General features: G+C 70.9%; 21 protein-coding genes. 14 read left to right on the forward strand and 7 right to left on the reverse strand.

Annotation, left to right across the window (positions count from 1 at the left end; genetic code table 11):
* The first annotated feature begins 9 nt into the window (after positions 1-9).
* Genes ACIPK3_RS22630 through ACIPK3_RS22670 form a run of 9 tightly spaced genes read left to right on the forward strand, consistent with a single transcriptional unit; the run spans position 10 to position 7,743 of the window.
* Complete coding sequence (locus tag ACIPK3_RS22630) at positions 10-447, forward strand: hypothetical protein (RefSeq protein WP_402572221.1); 438 nt, start codon at positions 10-12, stop codon at positions 445-447.
* Complete coding sequence (locus ACIPK3_RS22635) at positions 444-1,376, forward strand: hypothetical protein (protein WP_402572223.1); 933 nt, start codon at positions 444-446, stop codon at positions 1,374-1,376. The genes ACIPK3_RS22630 and ACIPK3_RS22635 overlap by 4 nt, the downstream gene beginning before the upstream one ends.
* Positions 1,363-2,805 carry a V-type ATPase 116kDa subunit family protein gene (locus tag ACIPK3_RS22640; RefSeq protein ID WP_402572225.1) on the forward strand — a complete coding sequence of 481 codons (1,443 nt, stop codon included), beginning with the start codon at positions 1,363-1,365 and terminating at the stop codon, positions 2,803-2,805. Before ACIPK3_RS22635 ends, ACIPK3_RS22640 begins: the two co-directional genes overlap by 14 nt.
* Positions 2,790-3,203, forward strand: a complete 414-nt coding sequence (locus tag ACIPK3_RS22645; protein ID WP_402572227.1) for an ATP synthase subunit C — start codon at positions 2,790-2,792, stop codon at positions 3,201-3,203. The genes ACIPK3_RS22640 and ACIPK3_RS22645 overlap by 16 nt, the downstream gene beginning before the upstream one ends.
* A gap of 2 nt (positions 3,204-3,205) precedes the next feature.
* Positions 3,206-3,433, forward strand: coding sequence for a V-type ATP synthase subunit F (locus tag ACIPK3_RS22650; RefSeq protein WP_402572229.1), 228 nt, complete (start codon positions 3,206-3,208; stop codon positions 3,431-3,433).
* Positions 3,430-3,939: a hypothetical protein gene (locus ACIPK3_RS22655; RefSeq protein WP_402572231.1), complete on the forward strand. Its 510-nt coding sequence runs from the start codon at positions 3,430-3,432 to the stop codon at positions 3,937-3,939. Before ACIPK3_RS22650 ends, ACIPK3_RS22655 begins: the two co-directional genes overlap by 4 nt.
* Positions 3,936-5,735: a V-type ATP synthase subunit A gene (locus ACIPK3_RS22660; RefSeq protein ID WP_402572233.1), complete on the forward strand. Its 1,800-nt coding sequence runs from the start codon at positions 3,936-3,938 to the stop codon at positions 5,733-5,735. Before ACIPK3_RS22655 ends, ACIPK3_RS22660 begins: the two co-directional genes overlap by 4 nt.
* Positions 5,732-7,126, forward strand: coding sequence for a V-type ATP synthase subunit B (locus tag ACIPK3_RS22665; RefSeq protein WP_402572235.1), 1,395 nt, complete (start codon positions 5,732-5,734; stop codon positions 7,124-7,126). Before ACIPK3_RS22660 ends, ACIPK3_RS22665 begins: the two co-directional genes overlap by 4 nt.
* The gene (locus ACIPK3_RS22670; protein ID WP_402572236.1) at positions 7,123-7,743 is read left to right on the forward strand and encodes a V-type ATP synthase subunit D; all 621 of its coding nucleotides are present in this window, start codon (positions 7,123-7,125) and stop codon (positions 7,741-7,743) included. The genes ACIPK3_RS22665 and ACIPK3_RS22670 overlap by 4 nt, the downstream gene beginning before the upstream one ends.
* A gap of 64 nt (positions 7,744-7,807) precedes the next feature.
* Here ACIPK3_RS22670 and ACIPK3_RS22675 read toward each other — a convergent pair whose 3' ends face one another.
* On the reverse strand, positions 7,808-8,173 hold the full coding sequence (locus ACIPK3_RS22675) for an Hsp20/alpha crystallin family protein (protein ID WP_402572237.1): 366 nt from the start codon (positions 8,171-8,173) through the stop codon (positions 7,808-7,810).
* Between the two features lie 747 nt (positions 8,174-8,920).
* Between ACIPK3_RS22675 and ACIPK3_RS22680 the strand changes: the two genes are divergently transcribed.
* Positions 8,921-9,961 carry a 1-phosphofructokinase family hexose kinase gene (locus ACIPK3_RS22680; RefSeq protein ID WP_402572239.1) on the forward strand — a complete coding sequence of 347 codons (1,041 nt, stop codon included), beginning with the start codon at positions 8,921-8,923 and terminating at the stop codon, positions 9,959-9,961.
* A gap of 202 nt (positions 9,962-10,163) precedes the next feature.
* Here the strand turns inward: ACIPK3_RS22680 and ACIPK3_RS22685 are convergent, their stop codons facing one another.
* The 3 genes from ACIPK3_RS22685 to ACIPK3_RS22695 form a co-directional block, all read right to left on the reverse strand.
* Positions 10,164-10,505 carry a DUF6207 family protein gene (locus tag ACIPK3_RS22685; protein ID WP_402572330.1) on the reverse strand — a complete coding sequence of 114 codons (342 nt, stop codon included), beginning with the start codon at positions 10,503-10,505 and terminating at the stop codon, positions 10,164-10,166.
* A 432-nt stretch (positions 10,506-10,937) separates the two neighbouring features.
* Positions 10,938-11,471, reverse strand: coding sequence for a GNAT family N-acetyltransferase (locus ACIPK3_RS22690; RefSeq protein WP_402572241.1), 534 nt, complete (start codon positions 11,469-11,471; stop codon positions 10,938-10,940).
* Between the two features lie 63 nt (positions 11,472-11,534).
* Positions 11,535-12,545 (reverse strand): hypothetical protein, encoded by a 1,011-nt coding sequence (locus tag ACIPK3_RS22695; protein WP_402572242.1) that lies wholly within the window; start codon positions 12,543-12,545, stop codon positions 11,535-11,537.
* 183 nt (positions 12,546-12,728) lie between these two features.
* Between ACIPK3_RS22695 and ACIPK3_RS22700 the strand changes: the two genes are divergently transcribed.
* The gene (locus ACIPK3_RS22700) at positions 12,729-13,841 is read left to right on the forward strand and encodes a S8 family peptidase (protein WP_402572243.1); all 1,113 of its coding nucleotides are present in this window, start codon (positions 12,729-12,731) and stop codon (positions 13,839-13,841) included.
* Between the two features lie 191 nt (positions 13,842-14,032).
* On the opposite strand, the gene ACIPK3_RS22705 is transcribed toward ACIPK3_RS22700, so the two are convergent.
* Positions 14,033-14,392: a hypothetical protein gene (locus ACIPK3_RS22705; protein ID WP_402572245.1), complete on the reverse strand. Its 360-nt coding sequence runs from the start codon at positions 14,390-14,392 to the stop codon at positions 14,033-14,035.
* 417 nt (positions 14,393-14,809) lie between these two features.
* Here ACIPK3_RS22705 and ACIPK3_RS22710 point away from each other — a divergent pair, with 417 nt between their 5' ends.
* The 3 genes from ACIPK3_RS22710 to ACIPK3_RS22720 are packed head-to-tail and all read left to right on the forward strand — an operon-like array spanning position 14,810 to position 18,377.
* Positions 14,810-15,334, forward strand: coding sequence for a PadR family transcriptional regulator (locus tag ACIPK3_RS22710; protein WP_402572247.1), 525 nt, complete (start codon positions 14,810-14,812; stop codon positions 15,332-15,334).
* A complete protein-coding gene (locus ACIPK3_RS22715; RefSeq protein WP_402572248.1) occupies positions 15,331-16,023 on the forward strand; it encodes an ABC transporter ATP-binding protein in 693 nt (230 codons plus the stop codon). The genes ACIPK3_RS22710 and ACIPK3_RS22715 overlap by 4 nt, the downstream gene beginning before the upstream one ends.
* Complete coding sequence (locus ACIPK3_RS22720; RefSeq protein WP_402572250.1) at positions 16,020-18,377, forward strand: ABC transporter permease; 2,358 nt, start codon at positions 16,020-16,022, stop codon at positions 18,375-18,377. The genes ACIPK3_RS22715 and ACIPK3_RS22720 overlap by 4 nt, the downstream gene beginning before the upstream one ends.
* 103 nt (positions 18,378-18,480) lie before the next feature.
* Here the strand turns inward: ACIPK3_RS22720 and ACIPK3_RS22725 are convergent, their stop codons facing one another.
* Positions 18,481-19,488, reverse strand: a complete 1,008-nt coding sequence (locus ACIPK3_RS22725; protein ID WP_402572252.1) for a terpene cyclase — start codon at positions 19,486-19,488, stop codon at positions 18,481-18,483.
* An 80-nt stretch (positions 19,489-19,568) separates the two neighbouring features.
* Positions 19,569-20,399 (reverse strand): SDR family oxidoreductase, encoded by an 831-nt coding sequence (locus tag ACIPK3_RS22730; protein WP_402572254.1) that lies wholly within the window; start codon positions 20,397-20,399, stop codon positions 19,569-19,571.
* Positions 20,400-20,696: the final 297 nt, after the last annotated feature.

A 20,696-nucleotide genomic window follows, 5' to 3' on the forward strand; every position in this document is an offset into this window, starting at 1 on the left:
AGGCCGCCGATGAGCTTGCGGGACTTCCTGGAGCGGTTCCGTCCGGCGGGCACGCCAGGAGCATCCGCCACCGGCGTGCCCGCCGACCGTACGGCCGAACGCGCCGCGGAACTGAAGCCCGCCCTCGCCCGGCTCGCCGGCGTTCAGCAGGAGGCGGCGCAGATCCGGGCCGCCGCTGAGCAGGAAGCCGAGGCCCTGCGGCAGAACGCCGCGCGGGAGGCGGCACTGATGGTGGATGCGGCGCGGGAGAACGCTCACGAGGTTCGCCGGCGGACCGCAGAACCCCTCCTGCGGGAGGCGCGGCAAGAGGCGGACGCCCTCCGCGCCGCCGGAGACCACACTGCCTCGGCGATCCGCGAGCGGGCCCTGGAGCGTATGCCCCACCTGGTGGATCTCGCCGTGACCGACGCCCTGCGCCTGACAGGCGGAGAGCGAGAAGAGCCATGAGTGCCGGGTGGGTCGCCGGAGCGGTGCGCGCAAAGGCCCTCGTCGGCAGGTATCCGGGCACCGAAGGGGCGCGGGACGTCGCACGTGCTCCGACACTCCACGACGCCCTGCAACGCCTGGCGACCACGCCCTACGCGAGATACGTGCGGATGCCTGCGAACGACGTGCGCCAGGCCCAGCGGGCGGTGTCCGCCACCCTGCTGTGGCATCTGCGGGTGTTGGCCGGATGGCTGCCCCGGGGCGGTGCCCGCCTGCTGGTTCCGCTCGCCGCCGGGTTCGAGATCGCCAACGTGGCCTCGCGGCTGCCGCCACCGGAAGGGCGCCGCGCGGAGGCTCTGGAGCCCTATCGGCTGGGGGCGCTGGAGACCGCCTGGCGAAGTCTGAAACGCGCAGGGACACCCGCTGAGACGCGGGCCGCACTCACCGCCTCGCCCTGGGGCGACCCGGGTGGTGACACGCCGTGGGCCCTGGTCACCGGCATGCGGATGGCCGCGGCACGCCGCACCGCTGTCACCGTACAGCCCGCGCGCCGCTGGGCCCAGGGGCGCGCCGTCCTGCTGGCAGCTCGTGAGCTGTTCGTACACCACCGTTCTCTTCCGGAGCCCGTATTGCGCGATGCGGCGCGGCTGCTCGGGACGCGGGCGACCGCCGCCGCCACGTACCAGGAGTTCCGTGATCGTCTGCCCTCGTCCGCGGGTTGGGCCCTGAAGGACGTCAACGAGCCTGGTGAGCTGTGGCTGGCGGAGGCCCGCTGGTGGCGGACGGTGCAGGCTGACGGCACGGCGCTGCTGTGTGAAGGCCGGTACGGGCCCCGGGTGGTCGTCGGTGCAGTGGCGCTGCTGTCCGTGGACGCATGGCGGGTGCGGGCGGCGCTGGAGTCGGCGGCACGCGGGGGCCGGCCGGGGGAGGTGTTCGATGCCCTGGTCTGAGGCGGTGACGCCGGTCCGGATGCGCCGGGTGGCGGTGGTCGTGCCGCAGGCGGCCCTGAGGGACGCGCTGGTGCGGATCGCCGAGGAGGGCTGCGTGGAGCTGGACCGCGCCGAGGAAACGACTCCGGGGGCGGCGGCCGCGCGACTGCAGCGGGTGCGGGGGCATGGCGCAACAACCGGCCCTGAAAGCGCAGCGACAGCAGTTCTGTCCTCCGCCGCGCCTGACCTCGACCTGCTCGAACGCTGTGAAAACGTCGCACTGCTGGCGGGCGAGGCCCAATTGGAGGAGCGGGCCGAGAGCGCGGTACGGCAGGGAGAGGTGGCCGCGCTCGCCGGGTGGTGCCCGGCCGCCGAGGTATCCCGCGTCGCGGGACGCCTGGCCGCTGAGGGAGGCGCGCTGGTGCCGCTGCCGTCCCCGCACGGTACCGATCCGCCGACCCTGCTGCGGCCGGGCCGGACCGCCTCCTTCACGCCGCTGGTGACGACGTACGGGACACCCGCCTACGCAGACGTCGATCCCTCGTGGCCGGCGGGGCTCGCCTACGTCGCGATGTTCGGGATCATGTTCGGCGACGTGGGGCACGGGGCTCTGCTGGTACTCGGCGCGATCGCGTTGCGCCTCGGAAGGCCCCGCCGGTTGGCCGGGCTGGGCCAGTTGTGGCTGTTCCTCGCGGGTGCGGGCGTCGCCTCCATGGTGGCGGGGGCCGCCTACGGCGAGTTCTTCGGGCCGACGGGCCTGCTGCCGGTGCTGTGGCTGAGCCCGCTGCAGAGTCCTGCCCGCCTTCTGGCCGCCGCCGTGGTGTTCGGCGCTGGTCTGCTGGCCCTCGCACACGCCGCCGGGACGGTGAACCGGGTGCGTGAGGGCGGCTGGGGCTCAGGGCTGTACGCGGCGTCGGGCTGTGCCGGGTTGCTGTTCTACCTGGGCCTCGCCCTGGGTGGGGCGGGCCTGGTCCTGCACCGGCAGGCTCCGGCCGTCGCCGGAGCGGCTCTTGCCGTGACCGGGCTGGCGCTGGTGGCGTTCGGCCTGTTCCGGGCCACGGCGGGCGGTGGCGCGGGGCTCGCCGAGACGGTGGTGCGGCTGTTCGACGTCGTCGTGCGGACCGGCACCAACACGCTGTCGTTCGCCCGACTGGCCGCCTTCGGCCTGACCCATGCTGCACTCGCGGATCTGGTGTGGCGCGGTACGACCGGCCTGGCCGGGCGTGGGACCGCCGGAGTCGCGGGCGCCGCCCTGCTGTTCGTCGTGGGCACGGCCGTCTCCTTCGGTCTGGAAGCCCTGGTGGCCGGCGTGCAGGCGCTGCGGCTGGAGTTCTACGAACTCTTCTCCCGGCTCTTCGAGGCGGAGGGCCGACCGTTCCGTCCCTGGCACGTTCCCCCGGCGGAGCCTGCCGATCCCGCTACGAAGGTGATCCCATGCTCGCCTGGCTGATCGTCCTGCCGGTTCTGGTCGCGGTGCTCGGCGGCGTCCGGCTGCTGCGGCGACGCCGGACCAGGCACGTCTTCCGCTGGCTGCTGGCCACGAACCTCGCCCTGCTGGGCGGCGCCCTCGTCGTTCTCGCCACCGCCCTGGCGGGGCCGGCACAGGCCTCGGCGCAGGCCGCCGCGTCCGGTGGGGTCAACGGGTCCGCCTTGATCGGGGCGGCAATCGCTGTGGCCGGCGCGTCGATAGGAGCCGCGATCGCCGTCGCCTACACGGGTGCCGCGGCGCTGGCCGCGTTGAGCGAGCGACCGGAGATGTTCGGCCGGGCGATGGTGATCGTCGGTCTGGCGGAGGGCATCGCGGTGTACGGGCTGGTGGTCGCGATCCTGCTGATCGGAAAGGCATGACGATGGCTACCGTGGCCGCTATCGGCACATGGACCAGCGTGTCCGGTCTGGCGCTGGCCGGGGTCGACGTCCTCGTCGCGGAGGACCCGGACACCGTTCGCAGTGCCTGGCGGACGCTGCCCGGCACGGTCGGTCTGGTGATCCTCACGGTCGACGCCGCCGAGGCACTGGGCGGCGCGACGACGGCGCCGAACCCGTCCCGGCCACTGACGGTGGTGATGCCCGGATGACCGCGCCTGTCGACGCCCTGAGCCCCGTCCGCGCCGAGTTGCTGCGCGCGGCACGAGCCTCCGCCGACGCCGTGCTGGACCGCGCGCAGGCCGACGCGGAGGAAACCCTGCGCTCAGCCCGCGCCACGGCCGAGGCAGTGCTCGCACGGGCCCGGGACCTCGGCAGAACCGACGGTGCCGCCGAGGCGGCTCGGGAACGGGTGCGGGCGGTCCAGGACGTCTGGGCAACAGAACTGGCCGCCAGGGCCGAGGTCTACGCGGCTCTCAGGGCTGCGGTCCGCACGAATGTGCGAAGGGAGTTCATGGAGGACTCGTCTCTGCGGGCGCGCTGCACGGAGGCGGCACGAAAGCTGTTGGGCCCGCACGCGAGGGTCACGGCAGCCTCGGAGGGCGGAGTGACGGCCGAGGTGCCCGGTCGCCGGGTCGACCTGTCGGCGGAAGCCCTCGCCGATCGTGCCCTGGACCGGCTGGGCGTCCGGGCCGAGACGTTGTGGGAGCCGGCATGACCAGCTCCGGCAACTCTTCATCGGACTCGTCGGACAGGCACCCGCTTCCGCAGATCACGCCCGGCGCTCCGCCGGACGGCGCGGAGCGCCCACGGATCCTTCGGGTCGCCGGCCCCCTGGTGGAGATCACCTGCCCGCCCACGGTGGCCATGCACGACCTGGTCGTGCTGGGTGCCGCCCGGCTGCCGGGCGAGGTGGTCGCCATCCGGGGCGACACGGCCACCATCGAGGCGTACGAGTACACCGGCGGACTTGCGCCCGGGCACCCGGCGGAGCCCCAGGGCCGCCCCCTGTCGGTGGGGCTCGCACCAGATCTGCTCGGCGGCGTGTTCGACGGGCTGCTGCGTCCTCTGGCCGGCATCGGCGACCTTCTCACGGCGAGCGGGCCGACAACAGGTGAACCGGACCTACGCACCTGGTCGTTCACACCGCGAGTGGCTGAGGGAGCGCCGGTCGCGGCCGGTGAGGCCCTCGGGGAGATCGGCGCCGGCGTGCCGCTGCGACTCCTGGTGCCTCCGGACGTGTCGGGTGAGGTGACTTGGATCGCGGCGTCGGGCGATCACCCCTCGAACGGCGTGCTCGCCGTGGTAGGCGGCCAGGAAGTGAGGTTGGCGCAGTCCTGGCCGGTGCGCAGACCGCGACCCGTCGCGCGACGGTTGCCGGCGGACGTGCCCCTGAACACCGGGCAGCGGGCCGTCGACCTGCTCTTCCCGGTGGCACGTGGCAGCACCGTCGCCGTGCCCGGCGGCTTCGGCACCGGCAAGACCATGCTGCTGCAGCAGATCGCCAAGTGGTGCGACGCCGACGTCATCGTCTACGTCGGCTGCGGTGAGCGCGGCAACGAGATGGCGGACGTCATCGAGGAGTTGGCGGAGCTGACCGACCCGCGGACAGGGGGCCGTCTCGCCGAACGGACCGTGACGATCGCGAACACCTCCAACATGCCGATGATGGCCCGCGAGGCCGGCGTACACACCGGTGCGACGGTCGCCGAGTACTTCCGCGACATGGGCCTCGACGTCGTCCTGATCGCCGACTCGACCTCCCGATGGGCGGAGGCGCTGCGCGAGTTCGCCTCCCGTATGGGCGAACTCCCCGCCGAGGAGGGCTATCCGGCGGGGCTCGCCTCGCAACTGGCGGCGTTCTACGAGCGCGCCGCCGCCGTGCGCACCCTCGGCGGCGCGACCGGCTCGGTCACGGTGATCGGCGCGGTGTCTCCACCGGGCGGTGACCGCACCGAGCCCGTCACCGCGCACACCGAGCGTTTCGTGCGCTGTCTGTGGAGCCTGGACCGCGATCTCGCCTACGCACGCCACTATCCCGCGCTGTCCTGGTCTGAGTCCTTCTCCCGGGACGCCGCCACGCTGGCCGCCGCTCATACCCGGGCCGGTGACACCGAGTGGGCCGAGCGGCGTGGTCGTGTGGCGCGGCAGCTGGCGGAGGCGGACCGGCTGGCCGACCTAGTCGAACTGGTCGGTATCACGGCGCTGCCACCCCGGGAACGGATCAGTGTGCTCGCCGGACGACTGCTGAGGGAGGCCGCCATCCAGCAGAACGCGTTGTCCCCGGCGGACGCCTACAGCGCGCCCGAGAAGACGGCAGCCCTGGTGGAGGCAGTGCTGACGGTCATCGAACGCTGCGTGGAACTGGTGGAGTCCGGCATCCCCGCAGATGCCGTCGAGGCGGTCGACTTCACCCCGCTGCTGCGGGCGCGCGAGACGGCAGGTCCCGCCGAGACCGCTCCGGTGGCCACAGCCCGCGACGCCGTGCTGGCCCGGCTCAAGGCGACGGCATGACCGGCGGTGTGCGCATCGAGTACACGGGGGTGCGGGAGTTGCACGGTCCGCTCCTCTTCGTCGAGGGAGTGAGCGGGGTCGGCTGGGACGAGTTCGCCACGATCGTCCTCGACTCAGGTGAGCGACGGCACGGCCTGGTCCTGGAAGTGGACCGCGACATCGCGGTGGTGCAGGTCTTGGAGGACACGGCTGGCATGAACCGCACCGGCACCCGTGTCGCCTTCTCGGGGACGCCGTTGCGGATACCGGTCGGTGCCGGGTGGCTGGGACGGGCGTGCAACGGCCGGGGCGCCCCAACCGATGGCGGGCCACCGGTGCTGGGTGGATCGTACGCGGAGGTCGTCGGCGCGCCGATCAACCCGGTACGCCGGGAACCGCCGAACGAGGCGGTACTCACCGGTGTGGGCGCCGTGGACGTGCTCACCACGCTGGTGCGGGGTCAGAAGCTGCCGGTGTTCTCGGCGGCCGGACTGCCGCACCTGGAACTGGCCGTGCAGATCGCCGCCCAGGCGTCGTGCGGCGATGAGCCGTTCGCCGTCGTATTCGCCGGCATGGGACTCACCCATGCCGACACGGCGTTCGTCCGCGAGGGGCTAGCGGCCCGCTCGGCCGCGAGGGAACTGGTTCTGCTCCTCAACACCGCCGACGACCCGGTGATCGAGCGGCTGCTCACCCCGCGACTCGCCCTGACCGCAGCCGAGCACCTCGCGTTCACCGAGAACCGTCACGTCCTGGTGGTCATGACGGACATGACGGCCTACGCGGAGGCGCTGCGTGAGGTGTCCGCCGCGCGTGGCGAGATTCCGGCCCGCCGGGCGTATCCCGGATACCTCTACAGCGACCTCGCGTCCCTTTACGAGCGCTGTGGCCGCATCAGAGGTCGGCCGGGGTCAGTGACCATCCTTCCCGTTCTCACCATGCCCGCGGGCGACATCACCCACCCCGTCCCGGACCTCACCGGCTACATCACGGAGGGTCAGATCGTGCTGAGTGCCGAGATGCAGGCAGCAGGTACCTACCCGCCCGTAGATCCGCTGGCCTCGCTGTCGCGACTGATGCGCAAGGGAACCGGAGCGGGGCGCACCCGAGCGGACCATCCCGCCGTCGCGGCGCAGTTGATCGCCGCGCTGGCACGGTCCCGGCAGGTGCGAGAGCTCGCCGACCTGATCGGACGCTCGGCGCTCAGCCCGACCGATCTGCACCAACTGGAGCTGGAGGACGCCTTCCGGCACCGGTTCCTGGCGCAAGGTACCGACGAGAACCGGTCGCTGGACGACTCCCTGGACCGGGCCTGGGAGGTGCTGCTGACCCTGCCGCGCAGCCTGCTCGGCATGCTCCCGGCCGACCTGCTCGACGCCCACGCCCCGCCGCGGGACCAGGAGGCACGATGAGTTCGCGGGCGCGCCGGATCCCAGCCGGACGCGCCGGGCGCCTGCGGCTGCGTCGCAGTCTCGCCACGGCGCTTCGCGGAGCAGACCTCCTGGAACGCAAACTCCGGCTCCTGCTGGACCGGGAGCACACGGCACGGCGAGCGGCCGAGGACTCGGACCGGGTGTGGCACCAGAGGCTGGCCGAGGCAGAATCGTGGCTCGTGCGAGGAGTGCTGCTCGGCGGCGAAAGCGCACTGGCCGAGGCGGCACCGGCCGGGCGGGCGCGCGTCGACGTCCGGTGGGGCGTGCTGATGGGCGTGCGCCACCCGGCGGCGGTCACCTGGACGGACCCCGCCCGCTCCCCCGGGGAACAGACACCGTCCAACACCGCCCTCGCCCACGCCGAGACCGCCTACCGTGCGGCCGCCCGTGCCGCGGCGGAACTCGCCGCCCACCAGGCGGCCGCCGAGCTGCTGGCCGCCGAGGCCGCCCGGACTCGGCAGCGGGTCCGCGCCCTGCGTCGGCACTGGATCCCTCGGCTGCACGACGAACTGGCCCTAGCAGAGCTAGCGTTGGAAGAGACGGAGCACGAAGAAGCGGTACGGCGCCGCTGGGCCGCCGGGCACGGCGGCACCTGAGCAATTTCGCGCGACCGCCCGCCGACGGCGGGTCCTGGGCCCGCCATCGACCGCCGGTTCGGCATCAGTTCCCGTGCCGGATCTTCACGTGCTTCGCCTCCGCCTTCTCGGCCCCCAGACCAACGCTGACGGTCAGCATGCCGTCGGTGTAGTCGGCCTTGACGTCGTTCTCGTCGGCGCCCGGCGGCAGCGTGACGCTGCGGCTCATCGCGCCGTACCGGATCTCGCCGTGGTTCTTCGTGACGTCCTTCTCGGTGCGTTCGGCCTGGACGGTGAGGATGCCGTCGCTGAGGAAGACGTCGATGTCCTCGGGTGACAAGCCCGGAACCTCCGCCCGCATCACATAGCGTCCGTCCTCCGTGTAGTCGCCGACAGGGCCGCCCCGGGGACCGACGGCCCCTGGCAGGCCGACAGTGCCGACGACTTCCATGGAATCGGCGGCGGCATTCCCTCCGCGCCACCGCAGGGAGGAGGCGAGGACGACGGCCGCTCCCGCCCCGCTGCTGTCCCCTGGTGGTCATCCCCGAGCCGGAAGACATCACCCAGGCGCCGGCGTGCTTCGTCGTCGACGTCGGCGGCAGCGAACACTCGGCCACCGCGGTCGACTGGGCGTGCTCGAAGGAGACGGCCCTGTGCGGAGCGACATGCATGTGGCGTCGCGCTGTTTCAGTATGGAAGTCGGGTCGGACGTGACGCCGTCCACGGAGGTGAGCGCGATGGCGCTTCCAACGCGGCACCGGAGCGGTGAAGCGGTGGAGCTGGACGAGTTCTCCGGCCACCTGCACCAGTTGGCGGGTGTGCCAAGGGCGCATGAGCAGCACACGTCATTCCGGCACATTCGGGTGGTTGGCGGCCGTGCGCCGCTACGGGGCGAAGACCGAGGACGTCATTGCGGCCCCGGTCGGCGGACCGGCCTCCATCGCCGTTCCCGCAAGCCCACGCAGCCGCATCACGGGGCGGGAACGGCCTCCGTGAGTCTGCACGAGAGGACGGCGAGGCCCCACGCGATCAAAGCCCGGCACGGTGACCAGGAGCCGAAGCCGTCCCTGGCTGTGGCCGGGATCGGGATCGGCCGCAGCGCGTGGGAAGAGGTCCCGGTCTTCCCGGGGTGCCACCGTGGCTCTGCCTGGCAAGCGGTGCGCCGTGCAGGAGACAGCGTGACCACCAAGGCACTGCGATGAGCAGGGCATCGAAACCGGACCCCACGACAACCAGGACGACCGACGGCGCGGGACGGGGAAATGCCGCCGGGCCGTCGGTCCTCACCCTGACGATGAATCCCACGGTCGATCTCTGCTGGGAAGTCGGGCATCTGGAGGACACTGGCAAGAACCGTGCCATGGTCAGGTCGGCAGCCGCCGGGGGCGGAGGGATCAACGTCGCCCGTCATGTCGTTCGGCTCGGAGGGCGGGCCGTCGCCTTCCACACCGCCGGAGGCGAGGTCGGCCTCCGGCTCAACCGGCTGTTGGACGAGGAGGGCATGGACCACGTCGCCGTCGACATCGACGACGACACCCGTGAAGCACTCGTGCTCGTCGAGTCAGAATCCCGCCACAGCTTCCACATCGTGCCACCCGGTCCGTACCTGCGCGACCACGAGGGACGGCGGTGCCTGCATCTGCTGGAGCAGGCCGTTGACGGTTGCCCGTACGTTGTGGCCAGTGGCAGCCTGCCCGGCGGCTTGCCCGACGACTACTACGCGGCCGTCGCCCGCCGGGTCAAGGAAGCAGGATCCCGGCTCATCCTGGACACCTCCGGTCCGGCGCTTCGGGCAGCGCTCGCAGAGGGCGTGTTCATACTCAGGTGCAACCGGACAGAGGCCGAGAGCCTGACGGGTCACCCGATCAGCGACTTCGACGACGCCCGAGCCCTCAACGAGCACCTGCTCGCCACAGAGGCCGCCGAAATCGCCGTCACCACCCTCGGTGCGCTGGGCGCACTGTGCTCGACCCGCCAAGGCCACACCGAGCTCTACGCGCCGCCGCTGCCCGGCGAGCCCCTGAGCGACGCCGGGGCGGGAGACAGCATGGTCGCCGCCCTCACCACCCAACTGATCGCCGGAGCGGATCCCGTCAGCGCCTGCGCCGCGGGGGTGGCCGCAGCCGCCGCGGCGATGCTCACCCCCAGCACCGAATCCTTCGAACCGGACGTGGCACAGTCTCTCCGCTCCCAGGTGAGGAGCAGGCGCCAGACCGATGCACGGCACCGCGGCCATTGACCGCCCGTGACTCCGCCCGCGATACGGCAACGGCGAGTCCGGCAGTTCAGCTCAGGGCTCTGCAGCGCCGGCACCTGCTGCGCTCTTCTTGGAGGGGCGCGGCGAGCGCGGCTTCCCCGGCGCCGGCCGTGATGGGTTCGACCGCGACCGGGTGAACCCACCGGCCCCCGATTCGCTGCGCAACTCAGAATCAACTCGCCGCTCAGACTCCGATGGCACCCGCTCCACCGTCGCTGTCACAGGGCAACGGCTGTGAACTACTGCGGAGGTCGGGGTGGCAGCGCAGCCGTACACCGGATTCGCCGGGTGTTCTGAACGTGCAGTCGGCCGTCGCGGTCGCCCATCGCTCGGCGAGCAGGCGGGTGGCCGTGCCGACGCCGACAGTGCTCCGAGCGGGTCCGCGGCCCGGCTGCCCAGCGCTGCAACGACCACCACGAGGACGAGCGCGGCGTTCGTGCGCGAGAGGTCCCAACGGAACGGCGCGAGAGCGGGCGCCACCGGGAACGGTCCCACGAGACCCGCCAGCAACGAGGGTGCCGTCCATCGCGTCGGCCACGGTCGGCCGGGGAACGGGCGAACGCTCCGGACGACTCACGGAGCGGAACGGCTGTCGCGGACGGGCGGGGCGGGCGGGTGTACTCCCCCGATCCCGGCCCCTGGGCCCGTTCCCGTTACAGGTCGAGCCAGTTGATGATGACGTGGACGAGTACGGCCACCGCCGCCTTGGACACGACCTGGGTGGCTCCGCGCAGAACACGGGACCACCGGTTGTTGCTCCTCTTGGTGTTCAAGAGGGTTTCCCTTCCTCAACGACCCCCGGTCGGCCGGGCCTGCCGGGGATGAAGCTTGGGAAGGGCTTGGCACCGACTCCAGCGGCTGTTCGACCTGGCCCGGGCCCGATCAGGCGAAGTGCCCCGTTGAAAGCGTGGGCAGCCGGATCCGCCGACCGAGGCCGGGGAGCGACGGCTCGGCCGGTTCACGCCTGGAACTCGGTGAGATCGATGGCGTGCACGCGCAGCGGATGGCCGTACACGGGATGTACCGTCTCCCGCTCCGGCACCATGCCGAGCTTGCGGATGACGTTCTCGGAGGCTTCGTCACCCACCCGGCTGATGCTGATGACACGGTCGAGGCCGCGGTCCTGGAGCGCGAACTCCAGCGTGGCATGGGCAGCCTCGGATGCGTATCCCTGACCCCAGAACTGGGAGCCGAGCTGCCAGCTGATCGCCACGGCGGGCAGTACCTCCGGCAGGAACTCGGGCACGGACAGACCCGTGAAGCCGGCCAGCTCACCGGAGGCCAGCAGCTCGACGGCGAAGAGTCCGAAGCCCTCCTCGTCCCACTCCTCCTCCCACCGCTCGATGGCCTCTGCCGTGTGGTCCAGGTCGCGTACCGAGCCGTCGTCGATCCAGCGCATGACCCGCGGGTCCGCGTTGATGTCCGCCATCGGCGCAAGGTCGTCGTCACGCCAGCCACGGAGGAGGAGGCGGGGGGTATGAATCTCGGTCATGGCGCCCATCCTGCCGAAGGCGATGGGCGGACCGGTAATCGAGACTCGCCCGTACTGTCGCCGTTACTTGGCGGACCGGTGAAGCCAGGGAGAGCTCGTGGCCCAGAACATGTAGTTCGTTCCGAGGTATCCCGCGCCGAAGTCGGTGAACTCCTGACGGGTGTAGGGCTTGCCGGTTTCGGGGTTGGTGTACTCGAAGTCCGGCTCCTGCACAGCCATCGCCACGAGCGGGAGCTGTCCTCGGTACTTGTGGAAGAAGGGGTAGGAGTTCTGCATCTGTGCCGGGCGGTTGGGCAGGATGTCGGGACCGCCCAGTCCGATTCCGTGCTTCTTCGCGAACCTGAAGGTGCGGCCCATGTAGTCGTGGTCGTTGTTCCACTCACCGGGCCAGAAGTTCACGTACTGGACGAACGGGGTCTTCTTGAAGACTGCTGCTCCGTAGGCCATGTTGTCGAGCTCGGCCGAGAAGTAGGCGTCGTCGCTGTAGCCGGTGTGGTCCTTGCTCACGTCGACGGCGGTTGCCGTCTCCGGGAGGTTCACTCCGGCGAGGCGACCGTCGAACCTCTGGGCCAGCGCCTTGAGCAGGTGCTGGAAGCGGTTCCTCACCTCGGGGTTCCACTGGGCCGCGACGGCACCGGGTTCTCCGGGCCCGAGCCCGCTCTCGTTCGTGGTCGGAGCCGCCCCACCGCTGTACCGCGGGTCCTTGAGGAGGTAGTCCGGGAGCCGGGCAGGCAGGGTGAAGAACCGGTCCTGTACCTGCACGAAGAGCTTCTTGCCGCGCGCTCGGACGTGGTTCAGGGCATCGTCGATCAAGGAGAAGTCGTACTGCCCCCTCGACGGTTCGAGAGCCTTCCACGGCACCACCACCTGCACCCCGGAGATGTCCGGACGGTCGAGGAGAGGCTTGACGTCGCTGTCGAAGTCTCCGATGGAGGCGTAGAGGTAGTGGACCGGAGCTGCGGAGGAAGGTGTTGCAGCGTCCGTGAGTGCGCGGGCTGCGGTGGCTCCGGCGGCCTCGACGAAGGTCGTGGCGAGGATCAAGCCGATCACAGCGGGAACTCGTTTGATCATCATGGAGGGCGACCCTGCAGAGCAGTCCTAAGAAGAAACTAAGAACCGGAACCAGCTGGACATGTCCTCCGAGGTTCCGGAGGTGGCAGGACCGTAATATCCGCCGGAACCGCCCGCATGCCCGAGGTCGTCTTGTGCGCTGACGGTGCACGGAGCGGGGATACGGGGGGCGTTGTGAAGCGGTACATGGCGAAGGGCGGGCTCGCGGCGGTGGCCATGGCGGTGGTGGTCGGGGCCTCGGCGTGCGGCGGGGAAGCGGGCGCGGCGGGCGGGGGAAGCAGTGGGACCCTCCCCGCGCATGCGCGGGGGCAGTCCGTGGCGCCCTCCGGGGACGGAACGTCGTCCGGATCGGCGGCGGCGTCTTCCGGCGGTGTGCAGGGGTTGTCCGGAGTCGCGCAGACCCCGGCGTCGCCCATAAGCCGGCACGCGCCATGGAACCTGGACATCCTGGACCAGCGGTCGCGGCCGCTGAACGGGAAGTTCACCACCACCGCCACGGGCAAGGGCGTGCACGTCTATGTGATCGACACCGGGATGGACGTGGGCCACAAGGAGTTCGGCGGACGTGCCCGCCTCGGCGCCGACTTCGTGGGCCCGAAGGACTCCGGTGACTGCTTCAGCGAGGACGGGATGGGTCACGGAACGTTCGTCGCGGGCATTATCGGCGGGGCGAAGTACGGAGTGGCACCCAAGGCTGAACTCGTACGGGTCCAGGGCATCCTGTGCGAGAGCGGGGGCGGCGGCTCACCGGCGGCGGCCGAGGCGGCCTTGGTCAAGTCGGTCAAGTGGGTCACCACGCACGCGCAGAAGCCTGCGGTCGTGAACATGTCGCTCAACCTCGACCACCGGTCGGCGGCGCTGGAGTCCGCCGTGAAGAAGATGGTCGACGCAGGGATCCCGACAGTGGTGTCGGCCGGCAACTTCCATGACGACGCCTGCAAGCACTCCCCTGCCGGCGTCCCCGGGACGATCGTGGTGGCGGCATCCACATCGAACGACCGGGCGTGGAGCGAGGGGGGCTCCTACGGATCGGGGTACGGGCGGTGCGTGGACCTGTACGCTCCCGGCCAGAAGGTGACCGCGGCCCTCGCCGGCGGCGGCACGACCACCGAGGACTACGGCGCGACGTCCTGGGCCGCGCCGCACGCGACCGGCGTGATCGCCCTGTACCTGTCGGCACACCCCCACGCCACGGCCAACGAGGTCCATGTCTGGCTCGACCGCACGGCCACCCGTGGTGTCGTGCGCGGTGTCCGCTCCGACACCCCCAACCGGCTGCTCAATACCGGCGGCCTCTGACCTGTTGTCCCGGCCGCCCCGGCCGCGCGGGCGCCCCGAGCGCCGCACCCGGCCAGGGCGGCGGGAACGAGTCGCACGGCCACCGCGCCGTCGATCCGCCCCGGCGCCGGACGGCCGGACCGGGGCGGGGCGCTGTGGACCGCAGGGCTCAGGCTTGCGCCTGTGCGGTCTTCAGGCGCCTGGTGGGGGCGTCAGGTTGAGGCGCAGATGGCGTAGACGCTGATGCCGACGGTGCTGTAACCGTCCTGTCGGCCCAGCGCGATCCAGCCGGTGCCGTTGGGGGCGGGGAAGCTGCCCACCAGTACCGCGCCGTTGCCCTGGGCTTCGGCGCCGCCCCCGATGACCCGCTTGCCGGCCGGGCAGCTGAGGTTTCGCCGCTGGAAGTTCGGGACGTTCGCATTGGGAAGAGTGACGATCTGATAGCCGTCGACGACGGCGTGTGCGGGCTTGTGGGCGGGGGCGTGCCCGGGCGATGCCTGAGCGGCCCAGCTCGCTCCGGCGGCGAGGGTGAGGGCGACTGCTCCGGCGGTCAGGGCACTTGTTGCTCGCATGTGCTTCCTCCTGCTGATGCGGGACCACCTGGCAGCCCCGTCACTGGACACAACGGTGCCGGAGCGGAGGTGTGCGGAACGAGCCGAAAGTGATCAAACTCCCCGATCGTAGGAGACGGGTGCACACGGCTCATGAGGGCATGAACCCGGCGCAGGACCGATCATGAGCCGGGGTGTGCGCCGACGCCGGGCCGGGTGACGGTTCGTCGGCATGCCGCCGGGACGCCGTGCCGCGGTGGGACGCGCCGGCCGCCCCCGTCACGGGTCGAGCGGCACGGACGCGGCTCGTATCCGAATCGTGACGATCGACCTTCGCACCTCCCTCACCTGCACGGTCGCCCAGTCCTCAGGGCTGTACACGCGGCGTATACACGGCACGTATACATGGTGCGTATACATGGTGTGTAGAGTTCAGGCATGTCCATCGGTCACACCCTTTTGGGCCTCCTGGAGGCCGGGCCGCGCCACGGCTACGACCTCAAGCGGGCCTTCGACGAGAAGTTCGGTCACGACCGGCCCCTGCACTACGGCCAGGTCTACTCGACGATGTCCCGGCTGCTGAAGAACGGCCTCGTCGAGGTCGACGGGGTCGAGACGGGCGGCGGTCCCGAGCGCAAGCGCTACGCGATCACCGACGCCGGCGTCACCGACGTCGAGCAATGGCTCGCCACCCCGGAGAAGCCGGCCGAGTACCTCCAGTCGACCCTCTACACCAAAGTCGCCCTCGCCCTGCTCACCCGGCGCGACGCCGCCGAGGTCCTGGACACCCAACGCTCCGAGCACCTGCGCACCATGCGGATCCTGACCGACCGCAAGCGCAAGGGCGATCTGGCGGACCAGCTGATCTGCGACCACGCCCTGTTCCACCTCGAAGCCGACCTGCGCTGGCTGGAAATGACCGCCATGCGTCTCGACAAACTCCGTGAGGCTGTAGCCCGATGACAACTCCTCCCCCTGGTGCCCTGCTCGCCGCGCACGACCTGCGCAAGGCCTACGGCCCGACCCACGCGCTCGACGGCGCCGAGTTCTCCATCCACCCCGGCGAGGTCGTCGCGATCATGGGCCCCTCCGGGTCCGGCAAGTCCACGCTGCTGCACTGCCTCGCCGGGATCGTGCCGCCCGACTCCGGGTCGATCACCTACAACGGGCGTGAGCTGTCGAAGATGAGCGACACCGAGCGCAGCGCCCTGCGCCGCTCCGAGTTCGGGTTCGTTTTCCAGTTCGGCCAGCTCGTGCCCGAGCTGACGTGTGTGGAGAACGTAGCCCTGCCGCTGCGGCTGAACGGCACCTCCCGCAAGCAGGCCGAACGTGCCGCGCTCAGCTGGATGGAACGCCTCGAGGTCGACGGTCTCAAGGCCAAGCGACCCGGCGAGGTCTCCGGCGGCCAGGGCCAGCGCGTCGCCGTGGCCCGCGCCCTGGTCACCGGGCCACGGGTCCTGTTCGCCGACGAACCCACCGGCGCCCTCGACTCCTACAACGGCAAGCGTGTCATGGAACTGCTGACCGACGCCGCCCGCTCCACCAACGCCGCCGTCGTCCTGGTCACCCACGAAGCCCGGGTGGCCACCTACGCCGACCGCGAAATCGTCGTACGCGACGGCAAGTCCCAGGATCTGGAGCGAGCCATATGAGTCCTCGCCAGTGGACCAGAGACCTGGTCATGGGGGCCCGGTTCGCCGTCACCGGCGGCCGCGAGGGCTGGGTCCGCATGACGCTGACCGCGGTCGGCGTCGGCCTCGGCGTCGCGCTGCTCCTGCTGTGCACCGCCCTGCCCAATGTGTTCGCCGCCCGCAGCAAGGTGGAGGACGCCCGCTACGCCAACGTGTATGCCCAGACGGTCCCGCCGAAGGCCGACAACACTCTCCTGTACGCCGACGCCTACAGCACCTGGCACGACGACGACGTCCGCGGCCGGCTCCTCGAACCAGAGGGCAGCAAGGCGCCGCTTCCGCCCGGGGTCGACCGCTTCCCGGCCAAGGGCGAGATGGTCGTCTCCCCCGCTCTCAAGGACCTGCTGGCCTCGGACGACGCCAAGCTGCTCCGCGAGCGACTGCCGTACAAGATCACCGGCACGATCGGCGAGAGCGGACTCATCGGCTCCCACGAACTCGCCTACTATGCCGGTGCCTCGGGGCTGAAGTCCAAACTCACGGGCTCCTCCCTGGTGACGCGGCTCACCAAGTTCGGCGACCCGGAAGCGAAGCCCGAGAAGAAGACCGACCCGGTGCTGCTGCTCATGGTCCTGGTCGTGTTCGTGGTGCTGCTGACGCCCGTCGCCGTGTTCATCGCCGCGTCCGTGCGCTTCGGCGGCGAACGCCGCGACCGCCGTCTCGCCGCACTGCGCCTGGTCGGGTCGGACAGCCACATGACCCGGCGGATCGCTGCGGGCGAGGCACTCGCCGGAGCCGTGCTCGGCCTGGTCGTGGGCACCGGCTTCTTCCTCCTCGGCCGCCATACACTGGGCACCACCGAGCTGCTGGGCGTCAGCGTCTGGCCCAGCTACCTCGACCCCTCCCCCGCGCTCGCCCTGCTGGTCGCGGTGGCGGTCCCGGTCGCCGCCGTACTCGTCACCCTGCTCGCCATGCGCGGCGTGGTCGTCGAACCCCTCGGCGTCGTACGCGCGGCCAAACAGCGCCGCCGCCGACTGTGGTGGCGACTGCTGCCGCCCCTCGCCGGCCTCGCGATGCTCTACCCGATGATCGGCCAGGGCCACAAGAACGGGAACTTCAACCAGTACCTCGTCATCGGCGGCGTCCTCCTGCTGTTGATCGGCATCACCGCCCTGCTGCCCTGGGTCGTTGAGACCGTCGTCGTCCGGCTCGGCAAGGGCGCACTGTCCTGGCAACTGGCCGTCCGCCGGCTCCAGCTGAGCAGCGGCACCGCCGCCCGCATGGTCAACGGCATCGCCGTCGCCGTCGCCGGAGCCATCGCACTGCAGATGCTGTTCACGGGAACGCAGAGCCAGTACACCAAGGCCACCGGCAAGGACCCCAGCCGGGTCCAGATGCAGGTCGACTTCAGCGACCGCAAGCCGCTGTCCGGCGTCGAACGCGAATTCACCGGCACCAAGGGGGTGGCGGCTGCGGTGGCCCTGGCCCGCACGGAGTACGGAGACTCACGTCGCGACCCGAAGAACCCCGGCAGCCTGACCGTGGGCAACTGCGCTGCCCTGCGTGAGCTCGCGAAGCTGCCCTCCTGCAAGGACGGCGACGTGTTCATCACGCGGACGCGGAGCAACTATTCCGACCCCAGCAACGCCACCGAAATCGCCCTGGCGAAGCCCGGCCGGAAGCTCTACATCTCTCCGACGTACACCGACGCCACCGAACCCGGCCTCGAGGTGCCCTGGACCGTTCCGGCGAACCTTCGGGTGGTGGACGCGCGCAAGGACGCGATTCAGGACGACACCGGTGTGCTGGTCACCCCTGGCGCCCTGCCCGCCAAGGCCGCGCCCTCGGTGTTCTCGGACGGCATCTACCTTCGTCTGGACCCGTCGGTGCCGGACTCACGGGAGTACATACGTAACGTCGCCGCCCGGATCGACCCCCTGGCGAGGGCCTACGGCTGGTCGTCCACCGAGCAGGACGCCAAGTACACCTCGATCCGCACCGGTCTGTTCGTCGGCTCCGCCTTCGTGCTGGCGCTGATCGGCGCGAGCCTGCTGGTCTCCCAGCTGGAGCAGCTGCGCGAGCGCAAGAAACTGCTCTCCGCACTGGTCGCCTTCGGCACCCGGCGCCGCACACTCAGCCTGTCGGTGCTCTGGCAGACGGCCCTCCCCGTCGGCCTCGGCCTGGTGCTGGCCACGACGGTGGGCATCACCCTCGGCACGGTGCTGCTGAAGATGACGAAGACGCCGGTGACCATGGACTGGGCGAGCGTCCTGACGATGACCGGCGTGGGCGCTGCAGTGGTCTGTGTGGTCACGCTGCTCAGCCTGCCGCCGCTGCTGCGCATGATGCGCCCGGAGGGCCTGCGCACGGAATAGTCCCTCTCCCGTCCCCCGAAGTGGGCTCCTCCTGCCGGGAGGGGCCCACTTCTGTACGCAGGAAGGTCCGGTCGACGTCAGCACGGTCGCCGGCAAGGTGTTGTCACGCGCCGAGTATCTGGTCGAAGTAGCCTGGTCCGGTGTGCGGGAGCACGTGGAGTGCGCTGGTGTAGCGGTGGGTCCGCGTCTGCCAGGCGTGGTAGCCGCTCATCCACGCGTCCATCATCTCGACGTACGTGTCCACATCGGCCGCCTCCCCGCCGGTCAGCCCCAGTTGTGCGCACAAGCCGGGTACCTGGAGGGCGAGTTCCTGAAACCGTTCGACGCGCAGGCGGACTTCGCGGCGGGCGCCGGTGATGGCTTCGTCGCGGGTGCAGCGGTGGCTGTGTTCGATGACCAGGACGAGATTGTCCATGTCACCGCGCGCTTCTTCCTTCTCCAACGAGTAGACGTCGTTGCACATGAAGGTGACGTCGATGGCCGCCTGGCGCATGATCCGCAGCTGGGGGCTGTGGAAGGCCGCCGCGGGGACGGTGATGCCGGCGGCCCTCTCGCCGAGGGAGAGCGGCAGGTCGGTGGCGGCGATGCCGCGCCGGACCTGGAGGTAGGTCTCCATGTCCGCCGGAGTCCCGCGGAGCCGGCCTATCGCCTCGTGGGCCTGGGTCGCGAAGTAGTACTCCCACTCGTGTGCGGTGCGCATGACCCAGCCGGGGTGTGCTCCGTCGGTGCTGCGCGCCCAGATGTCGGCGAACGCCAGCGAGCACGGGTTCGCGCCGGGGCCGGGCAGGGCGCCGTGGACGATGTCGATCATCTTCTGGCACACGGCCGCGGCCCGGGCGGGGTCCCGGCCCAGAAAGCCGTCGAACTGGTCGTCGAAGACGAAGAACAACGCCATCGCGTCCGCGCACAGGTCCAGGGCCGGCCCTCGGGCACAAGGGAATCCCAGGGCGGCCAGCCGCGGCATGTCCCAGGAGGTGTACCAGTTGAGGGACCGCCCTTCGTCGACCAGGCCCAGGCGGTTCACCCAGTCCAGGTTGCGCCGGCGTGCGGCGTCGAGGTCGGGGCTGATCCCCGCGGGGGCGGGGAGGTCGAAGTCGATGTCCTGTGGCACGGGTTCTCCCGGCGTCGTAGAGGGGGCCCTTGGGTGATACCTGTGTCCCGGCGGGAGTTGGAGGGCGGCGGCTGACCGTGTCAGTGCGGCGGCCGCCGCACGAGACGCCGGGCCGCGGCGTACTCCTCGCGGTACGCCTGCTCGGCGGCGTCCAGATGGCCGTAGGCGTCGTCACCGACAGGAATCCGCAAGGGGGTGGGTCCCTCTGCGGCGGCGATGGCGAGAACCGTCGCGGCATAGTCGTCGGGGTGGCCGGTCTCGGGGTTCTCGGCCAGGCCGCGCATCCCGTCGAGCATCTCCCTGTTGGTCACGTCGTACTCGGCGACCCGGTGGCGTGCTTGGACCAGTGACGTGCCGTAGCGCGTGGCGAACATGCCGGGTTCGAGGACGGTGACGCGGATGTTGTGCGGGGCGGCCTCGATGGCCAGGGCCTGACTCATGCCCTCGAGTGCGTGTTTCGCCGCGACGTAGGCACCCAGTCCGGGGTAGGCCATCCGTCCGACCACGGAGGAGACGTTGATGATGTGCCCGTGGCCCTGGGCCCGCATCAGCGGCAGGACGAGGCGGGTGAGCCGCCAGGGACCGACGAGGAAGGTCTCCAGTTGGTCGCGCAGTTCGTGGTCGGAGACCTCCTCGACCGCGCCGAACAGTCCGACACCTGCGTTGTTGACGAGGACGTCGATGCCGCCGAGTCGGTCTGCCGCGATGCGTACGGCTTCCTCGCAGGACGCGGTGTCGCGAAGTTCGAGCGGGACGGGGATGACGCGATCGGGCCACGCGGCGGACAGCTCAGCCAGGTCGGCGGTCTTGCGGGCGGTGACCGCGAGTTGGTCTCCGGCGCGTGCCGCGGCGGTGGCCAGAGCGCGTCCGAGGCCCGACGAGCATCCTGTGATCAGCCAGCGTCGTCCCATTTCGTTCCTCCGAAGGCCGAGTTGTTCCGCCCGGTGGCGGCAGTACATGGTCGTGGCCTTCTGGACCCGCGGTCACCGTCCCCGCAGGGGCATGAGGAGGCGCGTGGGCGCGTGTTCGGGCGCACGCGTCCCTTCAGCCGTGTCGACGGCGCCCGGCTCAGCCGTGTCGACGGCGCCCGACCGCAGTGCCGTCCTCGCCCGCGCCACAACTGTGGTCCGCGCGAATCCCGTTCGCATGCGGCTCGGCAGGAGCACCGGTGACCACTCGCGCGGGGAAAAGCCTGACGCGTACCTGCC

It is taken from the genome of Streptomyces sp. NPDC086787, from assembly GCF_044745865.1.
Classification (GTDB): domain Bacteria; phylum Actinomycetota; class Actinomycetes; order Streptomycetales; family Streptomycetaceae; genus Streptomyces.

Coding starts and splice junctions, on each gene's coding strand:
- ACIPK3_RS22630 (WP_402572221.1), top strand. CDS start 10: ATGAGCTTGCGGGACTTCCTGGAGCGGTTCCGTCCGGCGGGCACGCCA.
- ACIPK3_RS22635 (WP_402572223.1), top strand. CDS start 444: ATGAGTGCCGGGTGGGTCGCCGGAGCGGTGCGCGCAAAGGCCCTCGTC.
- ACIPK3_RS22640 (WP_402572225.1), top strand. CDS start 1,363: ATGCCCTGGTCTGAGGCGGTGACGCCGGTCCGGATGCGCCGGGTGGCG.
- ACIPK3_RS22645 (WP_402572227.1), top strand. CDS start 2,790: ATGCTCGCCTGGCTGATCGTCCTGCCGGTTCTGGTCGCGGTGCTCGGC.
- ACIPK3_RS22650 (WP_402572229.1), top strand. CDS start 3,206: ATGGCTACCGTGGCCGCTATCGGCACATGGACCAGCGTGTCCGGTCTG.
- ACIPK3_RS22655 (WP_402572231.1), top strand. CDS start 3,430: ATGACCGCGCCTGTCGACGCCCTGAGCCCCGTCCGCGCCGAGTTGCTG.
- ACIPK3_RS22660 (WP_402572233.1), top strand. CDS start 3,936: ATGACCAGCTCCGGCAACTCTTCATCGGACTCGTCGGACAGGCACCCG.
- ACIPK3_RS22665 (WP_402572235.1), top strand. CDS start 5,732: ATGACCGGCGGTGTGCGCATCGAGTACACGGGGGTGCGGGAGTTGCAC.
- ACIPK3_RS22670 (WP_402572236.1), top strand. CDS start 7,123: ATGAGTTCGCGGGCGCGCCGGATCCCAGCCGGACGCGCCGGGCGCCTG.
- ACIPK3_RS22675 (WP_402572237.1), bottom strand. CDS start 8,173: ATGGAAGTCGTCGGCACTGTCGGCCTGCCAGGGGCCGTCGGTCCCCGG.
- ACIPK3_RS22680 (WP_402572239.1), top strand. CDS start 8,921: ATGAGCAGGGCATCGAAACCGGACCCCACGACAACCAGGACGACCGAC.
- ACIPK3_RS22685 (WP_402572330.1), bottom strand. CDS start 10,505: ATGGACGGCACCCTCGTTGCTGGCGGGTCTCGTGGGACCGTTCCCGGT.
- ACIPK3_RS22690 (WP_402572241.1), bottom strand. CDS start 11,471: ATGACCGAGATTCATACCCCCCGCCTCCTCCTCCGTGGCTGGCGTGAC.
- ACIPK3_RS22695 (WP_402572242.1), bottom strand. CDS start 12,545: ATGATGATCAAACGAGTTCCCGCTGTGATCGGCTTGATCCTCGCCACG.
- ACIPK3_RS22700 (WP_402572243.1), top strand. CDS start 12,729: ATGGCGAAGGGCGGGCTCGCGGCGGTGGCCATGGCGGTGGTGGTCGGG.
- ACIPK3_RS22705 (WP_402572245.1), bottom strand. CDS start 14,392: ATGCGAGCAACAAGTGCCCTGACCGCCGGAGCAGTCGCCCTCACCCTC.
- ACIPK3_RS22710 (WP_402572247.1), top strand. CDS start 14,810: ATGTCCATCGGTCACACCCTTTTGGGCCTCCTGGAGGCCGGGCCGCGC.
- ACIPK3_RS22715 (WP_402572248.1), top strand. CDS start 15,331: ATGACAACTCCTCCCCCTGGTGCCCTGCTCGCCGCGCACGACCTGCGC.
- ACIPK3_RS22720 (WP_402572250.1), top strand. CDS start 16,020: ATGAGTCCTCGCCAGTGGACCAGAGACCTGGTCATGGGGGCCCGGTTC.
- ACIPK3_RS22730 (WP_402572254.1), bottom strand. CDS start 20,399: ATGGGACGACGCTGGCTGATCACAGGATGCTCGTCGGGCCTCGGACGC.